11 protein-coding genes are annotated in these 5,875 nt (G+C 41.0%); all 11 read left to right on the forward strand.

The genetic code is table 11. The annotated features are described in order from the left end of the window. Positions 1-325: PIN domain-containing protein (locus CRENPOLYSF2_RS00725; protein ID WP_140396750.1), on the forward strand; the 325-nt coding region annotated here is incomplete at its 5' end. 5 nt (positions 326-330) lie between these two features. Next, positions 331-495: a hypothetical protein gene (locus CRENPOLYSF2_RS18685; RefSeq protein ID WP_176370982.1), complete on the forward strand. Its 165-nt coding sequence runs from the start codon at positions 331-333 to the stop codon at positions 493-495. Between the two features lie 6 nt (positions 496-501). Further along, the gene (locus CRENPOLYSF2_RS00730; protein WP_087142059.1) at positions 502-1,368 is read left to right on the forward strand and encodes an Rpn family recombination-promoting nuclease/putative transposase; all 867 of its coding nucleotides are present in this window, start codon (positions 502-504) and stop codon (positions 1,366-1,368) included. A gap of 253 nt (positions 1,369-1,621) precedes the next feature. Beyond that, positions 1,622-2,509 (forward strand): DUF4351 domain-containing protein, encoded by an 888-nt coding sequence (locus tag CRENPOLYSF2_RS00735; protein WP_087142060.1) that lies wholly within the window; start codon positions 1,622-1,624, stop codon positions 2,507-2,509. Beyond that, entirely contained in the window at positions 2,506-2,655 is a 150-nt protein-coding gene (locus tag CRENPOLYSF2_RS18690; RefSeq protein ID WP_176370983.1) for a hypothetical protein, read from the forward strand. The genes CRENPOLYSF2_RS00735 and CRENPOLYSF2_RS18690 overlap by 4 nt, the downstream gene beginning before the upstream one ends. Before the next feature lie 13 nt (positions 2,656-2,668). Continuing rightward, on the forward strand, positions 2,669-2,953 hold the full coding sequence (locus tag CRENPOLYSF2_RS00740; protein ID WP_087142061.1) for a nucleotidyltransferase domain-containing protein: 285 nt from the start codon (positions 2,669-2,671) through the stop codon (positions 2,951-2,953). Continuing rightward, entirely contained in the window at positions 2,950-3,426 is a 477-nt protein-coding gene (locus CRENPOLYSF2_RS00745; RefSeq protein WP_087142062.1) for a hypothetical protein, read from the forward strand. The genes CRENPOLYSF2_RS00740 and CRENPOLYSF2_RS00745 overlap by 4 nt, the downstream gene beginning before the upstream one ends. A gap of 144 nt (positions 3,427-3,570) precedes the next feature. Further along, positions 3,571-3,771, forward strand: coding sequence for a hypothetical protein (locus tag CRENPOLYSF2_RS18420; protein WP_140396751.1), 201 nt, complete (start codon positions 3,571-3,573; stop codon positions 3,769-3,771). A gap of 105 nt (positions 3,772-3,876) precedes the next feature. Further along, positions 3,877-4,311, forward strand: coding sequence for a HEPN domain-containing protein (locus CRENPOLYSF2_RS00750; protein WP_087142063.1), 435 nt, complete (start codon positions 3,877-3,879; stop codon positions 4,309-4,311). 214 nt (positions 4,312-4,525) lie between these two features. Beyond that, on the forward strand, positions 4,526-5,461 hold the full coding sequence (locus CRENPOLYSF2_RS00760) for a DUF4351 domain-containing protein (protein WP_087142065.1): 936 nt from the start codon (positions 4,526-4,528) through the stop codon (positions 5,459-5,461). Between the two features lie 161 nt (positions 5,462-5,622). Then, positions 5,623-5,875: polysaccharide biosynthesis protein (locus tag CRENPOLYSF2_RS00765; RefSeq protein ID WP_176370984.1), on the forward strand; the 253-nt coding region annotated here is incomplete at its 3' end.

Raw genomic sequence — 5,875 nt, forward strand, 5'->3', positions numbered from 1 at the left:
TGGCAAGGTTCGCGTGGTGGATATGCAGCGTTATGTTTATCTGGACGCTTTTGCCGATGCTGGTGAAACCCAGGCTATGTTGCTTTACAAGGAAGTGGCTGCCGATTACCTGCTTATTGATGACAAACGCGGCCGCAAGGTTGCAAAAATTAACCAGATTAAAACAGTGGGTTCTTTAGGTGTTTTGCTTCAAGCCAAACGAATCGGATTGATCACTCGAATTGCACCTTTGATCGAACAAATTGCGGCAAGCCCAGTCTTTATGAGCGAGAGTTTGATACAAACCGTCCTCACATTGGCAAGTGAGACTACCCAGCGAGGCTAATTGTTATGAATGTTGCAATACGTACCCATGAACCCTGCTTGATTGAAGGAATACACCAGGCATCAAAAGCGATTGCATTGAATATGCTGAGTAAGGGTATTGATATTGCAACTATTTCCGAAGTTACGGGATTAGCGAAAAGTGTGGAAGAAATGTTTTTTAACAGATAAAGAAAAATGAAAACGGATAGTCTTTTTTATAAGCTCTTTCAGCAAGCTCCGCAGTTGGTGCTAGAGTTGGCCGGAATAGACCAAGCAGGTGCTGAGAACTATCAATTCCGTTCTGAAGAAATTAAACAAACTGCATTTCGGTTGGATGGCGTATTAACACCGCCTTTAGAAAAGCCGGACTTGCCACTGGTCTTCGTAGAGGTGCAATTCCAAGTCGATCATGGGTTTTACAGCCGTTTTTTCTGTGAAATATTTTTCTACTTGCACCAAAACCGGCCAATACATCCGTGGCACGCCGTAGTGATTTATCCATCACGGAAAGTGGAAACCAGTGGCGAGAGGCATTATTCGGTGTTACTGGAAAGCGCGCAAGTGCAGCGAATCTATTTGGATGAGTTGGCTAGAAAACCGAGCCAGCAAGTACGGGTACGTTTGGTGCAGTTAATCACTGAAGATATTAAACAAGCGCCGAAAATCGCGCAAGCGCTGATTAAAGCGATTGAAAATAACGAATTGGCAGTGGACAATAAAGCGCAAATACTGGAAATAATAGAAACCATATTGGTGTACAAGTTTCCCAAACTCAGTCGTGAGGAGATACAGAAAATGCTTGGATATAACGATATCAGTTTAAAAGAAACCCGCTTCTATCAAGATGTTTATGCTGAAGGACAGCAAGAAGGACGACAAGAAGGAAGGCAAGAAGGTGAAGCGAAATTGATTTTGCGTTTATTAGTGCGCCTTTTTGGGGAATTGGGGGCAGATACCCAAAACCGAATAACCCGCTTAAACGTAGGGCAGTTGGAAGCGTTAGGCGAAGCTTTGTTGGATTTTTCGTCCAAGGAAGATGTAGAAAGATGGTTAGAAAAGTGATGATATAGGTACGGTAAAATTAGTCATACGGTGGGCAAAAAAACCTCCACCCTACTCGGCTGGGCTGGAATAAGGGATGTACCAAGCATCAAAAGCGATTGCATTGAATATGCTGGGTAAGGGGATTGATATTAAAACCATAGCCGAAGTTACGGGATTAACAGAAAGTGTTGTCAAAACAGAAAGATGAATTGCCAAACGGATTTTTAATTGAGGTTGCCCCCAATACTGTTGCTTTGTACGGAAGGCGAACATGCACGACCAAAACTTTAAAAATTTGATTCTGGATTATCCGCGCGAAGCCTTGGCTTTTTTCGCGCAGGAAGAAACGGGGGAAGATTTAAATCATGCGCGAATTATTCCGATACGTCAGGAGCAATTAAAGGATCGTTTAGGAGATCGTTTTCGTGAACTGGATGTGCCATTATTAGTAGAATGGCCGAATGGGGATCGTGAAGCTATTGTGTTTGTCCTTGAAGAAGAAACGCAAAGCAATCGGTTTTCAATCCATCGTCTTGCGCATTATTGTCTGGATTTGGCGGAATTGATGGAAACTGACCGTGTTATTCCGGTGGTCATCTTTTTAAATGCAGGGACAAGACGAGACAGTTTGCGATTGGGTGGTGATCGACATAGCTATTTGGAGTTCCACTATTTAGCTTGTGATTTAAAGCGTTTGTCAGCCAGTGATTACAAGGACAGCAGTAATATCATTGCCCGGTTGAATTTGCCGAATATGAACTACCCAAAACAAGAGCGATTGCAAATCTATTTGGCTGCACAATTGGGATTGCTGCAAATGGAACCGAATCTGAACAAGCAACGTAAGTATGTTGACTTTATCGATTATTACGCTGATCTTAGTGAGCAGGAAATGATCGAATACCAAACACGTTATCTGAACGATAAGGGGGAAATTATGGGCTTTGCACAACACTTTATACAAGAAGGTCGTCAAGAAGGAATGTATTCTTTAGTGACACGCTTATTGAGGAAAAAATTTGGTATCCAGCCCAAACTTGACCTATTGCTGGCGCAATTACAAACATTACCCGTTGAGAAACTGGAAGAGTTGACTGAAGTCATTTTTGACTGGATTGAAGTGAGTGATTTAACTGAATGGTTAAAACAGCACAAGTGAAGCCCAATCGATCGGAATGTTTGATTGCGCCAAGAATGTCGTTACGTTCTGTTGTGGGCAAAACAGCCTGCCCACCTTATTGGGTTGAAGCCATTTTTGACTGGAATGATTTAGGTGTGTGGTTGAGCCAACAACGAGCAGGTTAAAAGAGTAATTATCATGCGTATCAGTGATATAGAGCTACAGCTTATCCGTGACATTCTGTACAAAGCCGATACACAGGGACGTATTTATTTGTTTGGATCACGGGTGGATGATCGTCGTAAAGGCGGGGATATAGACCTTTTCTTTGAACCTGCCCAGACGCTTGGTTTAAAAGCACAGCTGGCACTACAATGTCAGCTTATTAATGCGTGTGATACGAAAGTTGACCTTTTAATTAAAAACCCAGGGCAGAATAATGCCGATATTTTTGATATTGCTCGACAAGGCATACGTTTATGAGCAAAGAACTGACAATACTTCTTCGCAATTACGCTGCTTGCGCTCAACGTATCGCGAAACTGGCTTATTCGCTAAATAAAAACCTAGCGCTGTTTCCCCTTACAGTTGAATCAGCTAAACATTTGACAGACGAACAAGAGGAATCCATTGATGCGCTTATTCTTCGGTATTCACAAAGTGTAGCTATGATGCAAGATCATCTGTTTCGGGGGATTGCTTATGTTGAGCAGGAGGATGTGAGTGATAAATCTAACCGTGACAAAACGTTGTTGATGGAGAAACTAGGGGCAATCCGGTCGGCAGATGAATTTGGTACCGCCGCCATATTACGTAACAAGTTTTCTCATCACTATCCTGAAGAAGCCGATGTACGCATTGAGCGACTCAATCTGGTGATACAGGAAGCAGAATTCGTGATGGATGCTTTTCAAGATATTACTAGCTTCTTAAAACGCAGGGCTTATTTTGATTAAGCAAGAAGTCCGCATTTGTCCGGTGGCGATAATAGCTGATGCGAGTGATTTTAACCGAGTGGCTAAAACAGTAAAGTGAAACTCAATCGAGACTGATTTCTTTGATTACGCCACCCATGTTGTCATTCGCACCGATGAGCCTGATTGATTGAAGGAATACACCAGGCATCAAAAGTGATTGCCTTGAATATGCTGAGTAAGGGGATTGATATTGAAACTATTTCCGAGATTACTGGATTAACAGAAGGTATTGTCGAAGCACTGTTTTCACAAGAAAAAAATAATGGTAGATTGAAGTTATGGCGCAGTTACCAATGTCATTGGTTGAAAAATAAGAATATATGACAGAAATCAATTCTAATTAGATTAAGCTGAGTGCTTTAATCGAGTGGCGAAGGCAGGGCAAATGGCATTCAATCAAGCCTGATCCCTTTGATTTGTGGAGATGTTATGTATCAAGATAAACTTAAACTCTTTGAGAATGTAGAGAATTTGGCAGGTAAGTCGTGGGAGCACGCAGTTGCTATTGACGTTTTAAATAACACAAATATAAAAGATTGTTCTATTCATTGCTTTCATTATCAACAGATGTTGGAGTTATTTTTTAAGCATTTGCTGGAAACAAGAAGTGAATTTGGTTCGTATGGAAAAACGCATAAACTACAAAAATTATTAGAAGAAGTTATTGCTAATACGCCATTCAAAACAAATAAGAGTAAATATCTTATGGCATTGCAAGTTATCACGGTTTGTGCGGAAGAATATCGATATAACTTTTTAATTGATTGTGCTGGATATAAGCAGAGTGTCGAAATTTGCGATGTTCTTTTAGATGAATTACTTGAGTTTGAGGGCATTGGGCAAAATACTCTGGGTACGCCCTAAGAATTTTGACTTTAGCTACAGGTATATCCCAATATTAAAAGCCATTACATTGAATATGTTGAGTAAGGGGATTGATATTAAAACCATAGCCGAAGTTACGGGATTAACAGAAAGTGTTGTCGAAACATTTTTAACAAGCAAAGAAAGATGAATTGCCAAACGATTTTTCAACTGAGGCTGCCCCCAATGCTGTTGCTTTGTACGGAACGCGAACATGCACGACCAAAACTTTAAAAACTTAATTTTGGATTATCCGCGCGAAGCCTTGGCTTTTTTCGCGCAGGAGGAAACGGGGGAAGATTTAAATCATGCGCGAATTATTCCGATACGTCAGGAGCAATTAAAGGATCGTTTAGGAGATCGTTTTCGTGAACTGGATGTGCCATTATTAGTAGAATGGCCGAATGGGGATCGTGAAGCTATTGTGTTTGTCCTTGAAGAAGAAACCCAAAGCAATCGGTTTTCAATCCATCGTCTTGCGCATTATTGTCTGGATTTGGCGGAATTGATGGAAACTGACCGTGTTATTCCGGTGGTCATCTTTTTAAATGCAGGGACAAGACGAGACAGTTTGCGATTGGGTGGTGATCGACATAGCTATTTGGAGTTCCACTATTTAGCTTGTGATTTAAAGCGTTTGGCAGCCAGTGATTACAAGGACAGCAGTAATATCATTGCCCGGTTGAATTTGCCGAATATGAACTACCCAAAACAAGAGCGATTGCAAATCTATTTGGCTGCACAATTGGGATTGCTGCAAATGGAGCCGAATCCAAACAAGCAGCGTAAGTATGTTGACTTTATCGATTATTACGCTGATCTTAGTGAGCAGGAAATGATCGAATACCAAACGTACTATCTAAACGATGAGGGGGAAATTATGGGCTTTGCACAACATTTCAGACAGGAAGGAAGGCAAGAAGGTCATCAAGAAGGTTTACAGGAAGGTTTACAAAAAGGCCGAAAAGAAGAATGCATTTCCTGGGCAGCCAGCTTGCTGAGGCGAAAATTTGGCATCCAACCCGTACTTGACCCTTTGCTGATGCAACTACAAACATTACCTGTGGAAAAACTAGAGAGTCTGACAGAAGTTATTTTTGACTGGATTGATGTGAGTGATTTAACTGAGTGGCTAAAACAGCACGGATGAAACTCAATTGGGGCTGACTTCTTTGATTGCGCCACCCATGTTGCCAAGAATGTCGTTACGTTACGTTATGTTGTGGGCAAAAAAGCCTGCCCACCCTACAAGGCTGTCACCCTCTGATTTCAAAATAAAAAAGAGTTTATATTTTGTGGGATTTTAAAAAAATGAATACGATTCTAAGGCTGATTGGTAGAGAAAAAGAGTTGTTTGCACATGATATAAATGAACATGAGCAGCAATTATCTAGCGTCGTCTCATTATCAAGTTTTTTAGTTATTGGTGGTGCAGGTTCAATTGGTCAGGCTGTTACTAAAGAAATTTTTAAACGCAATCCAAAAAAACTTCATGTTGTCGACATTAGTGAAAATAATATGGTCGAACTAGTACGAGATATACGAAGCTCATTTGGATACATTG

The organism is Crenothrix polyspora, assembly GCF_900163755.1.
GTDB classification, from domain to species: domain Bacteria; phylum Pseudomonadota; class Gammaproteobacteria; order Methylococcales; family Methylomonadaceae; genus Crenothrix; species Crenothrix polyspora.

Excerpts from the sequence above, each read along its gene's own strand:
- CRENPOLYSF2_RS00760 (WP_087142065.1), top strand. The coding sequence starts at position 4,526 with ATGCACGACCAAAACTTTAAAAACTTAATTTTGGATTATCCGCGCGAA.
- CRENPOLYSF2_RS00750 (WP_087142063.1), top strand. The coding sequence starts at position 3,877 with ATGTATCAAGATAAACTTAAACTCTTTGAGAATGTAGAGAATTTGGCA.
- CRENPOLYSF2_RS00740 (WP_087142061.1), top strand. The coding sequence starts at position 2,669 with ATGCGTATCAGTGATATAGAGCTACAGCTTATCCGTGACATTCTGTAC.
- CRENPOLYSF2_RS00745 (WP_087142062.1), top strand. The coding sequence starts at position 2,950 with ATGAGCAAAGAACTGACAATACTTCTTCGCAATTACGCTGCTTGCGCT.
- CRENPOLYSF2_RS00735 (WP_087142060.1), top strand. The coding sequence starts at position 1,622 with ATGCACGACCAAAACTTTAAAAATTTGATTCTGGATTATCCGCGCGAA.
- CRENPOLYSF2_RS18685 (WP_176370982.1), top strand. The coding sequence starts at position 331 with ATGAATGTTGCAATACGTACCCATGAACCCTGCTTGATTGAAGGAATA.
- CRENPOLYSF2_RS00730 (WP_087142059.1), top strand. The coding sequence starts at position 502 with ATGAAAACGGATAGTCTTTTTTATAAGCTCTTTCAGCAAGCTCCGCAG.